This is a genomic window from Enterococcus italicus DSM 15952, assembly GCF_000185365.1.
In the GTDB taxonomy this organism is placed as follows: domain Bacteria; phylum Bacillota; class Bacilli; order Lactobacillales; family Enterococcaceae; genus Enterococcus_G; species Enterococcus_G italicus.
This window is the reverse complement of the sequence record NZ_GL622241.1, coordinates 2133609-2135394: the sequence shown is the minus strand read 5'-3', so window position 1 is coordinate 2135394 and position 1786 is coordinate 2133609. Positions and strand designations below refer to the sequence as shown.

Here is a 1786-nt window from a genome sequence, read left to right as displayed (position 1 = left end):
GGATTTGGATAGTATAGTAGTGTTCGAAAATGTGACCTTTAAACCTGGAGAAGAAAGTCTGTTAGAGGATATTTCTTTTCAAATTAAAGCGAATGAAATGATAAGGGTTGAGGGGCCTTCGGGAAGCGGTAAAAGTACTTTATTACGACTGATTTCATCGCTGATCCCGAGAACCAGTGGCGACATAATTTATAAGGATCAAATTTTGGAAGAAGTGAATTATCAAACCTATCGCAAATCCATTTCATATGTTTCACAAAATCCTCATTTATTTGGACGAACAATTCGTGATAATTTTGAATTGGTTTTTGAAGCACATGATAAAGCTTTTGATGAAAAAACCATTTTAGATTATATGGCGGAATTTGGTTTAGCACATATTGATTTGGATAAATCAATTCATAAAATATCCGGTGGGGAAAAGCAACGGATTGGTTTAATTCGGCACCTAATTTTTCCACCGGCAGTCTTATTGCTAGATGAAATCACTTCATCTCTAGATGAGGACAACCGTCATAAGGTTTGGGATAATTTGTTAGCCTATAAACAAAAACATCAAGTGTCTATTATGTGGGTGAGTCATATCCAAGATGACGCCGTGTTACCAGACCGGATATTCAAAATTCAGGACCACACATTAAGTATTGAAAGGGGTGCATAATATGACAAGTGAATTGACAGTATCACCATTATCACTCGTTTTCTCTTTTGTTCTGGTATTATTTGCCATATCTATCTCTTATAAAGAGAAATTAGGATTGGAAAAAGATATCCTGTGGGCCATGTTGCGGATGGTTGTTCAATTAATCATTATTGGCTATGTTTTAACTTACATTTTTCAAATAGATTCTATAATAGTTACGGCAGTCATTATGATTTTTATGATTATCAATGCGGCTTATAATGCTGACAAACGTGCGGATAAAATACCAAATGCTTTTAAAATTTCCTTAACCGCGATTGTAGTGGGGGTAGTTGCTTCCATTTTAGTCTTAGTTATTTCAGGTTCCATTCAATTTGTACCAGCGCAAATTATTCCTATTACGGGTATGTTGGTAGGGAATGCTATGTCAGTTATTGGTTTGTCATTCCGAAATTTAAATAATGAATTTTCTAAGGCACAACAGGAAGTAAATGAACGTTTGGCTTTAGGGGCATCCATCAAATTAGCTTCTACCGATATTCTGCGCGAATCAATTAAAGGATCACTGCAACCGACAATCGATTCTGCTCGTACAGTTGGTTTGGTACTCCTCCCCGGAATGATGGTTGGGATGATGTTAGCGGGAGCAGTACCTCTAAGTGCGATAATGTACCAGATTTTGATTTACTTCATGATGGTATCAACCTCAGCTATTACATCTTTAATTGCCGTATATCTTTCATACAAGTACTTTTACACAGACTTTGGTCAATTGAATATTCTAGATAATGAAAAATAAAACTACAATACCTTTAAAGAAAGTTGCGATATGCTCCCCCTAAAGTAGACTTATTTTATTAAGTGTCTACTTCAGGGGGAGCATATCATTTTTAGTCATCAGTCCTATATATTGTAGAGCCGTTTTAATCTTTTTATTTGTAGATCATATATATACATAATTACCTACCTAATCATTTTAAAATGGCTCTAAATCGTCCTGTCAGCGTCTATTTTATTTGTCAAAATCAAAAGTTATCTTATTTTCAACAATTTTCAAGGTTCTGTTGCAAAGTTTAAAAACAAATCATACTACTACGTGTTTTACAATAAATTATGATGGAATCCCTAGTAAAACTTTAATTT

General features: G+C 34.5%; 2 protein-coding genes. Both read left to right on the top strand.

Annotated features, from left to right (window positions below):
- The coding region (locus HMPREF9088_RS09830; protein ID WP_007209099.1) for an ABC transporter ATP-binding protein at positions 1 to 661 on the top strand (661 nt) is incomplete at its 5' end.
- 1 nt (position 662) lies between these two features.
- Complete coding sequence (locus tag HMPREF9088_RS09825; protein WP_007209098.1) at positions 663 to 1442, top strand: ABC transporter permease; 780 nt, start codon at positions 663 to 665, stop codon at positions 1440 to 1442.
- Positions 1443 to 1786: the final 344 nt, after the last annotated feature.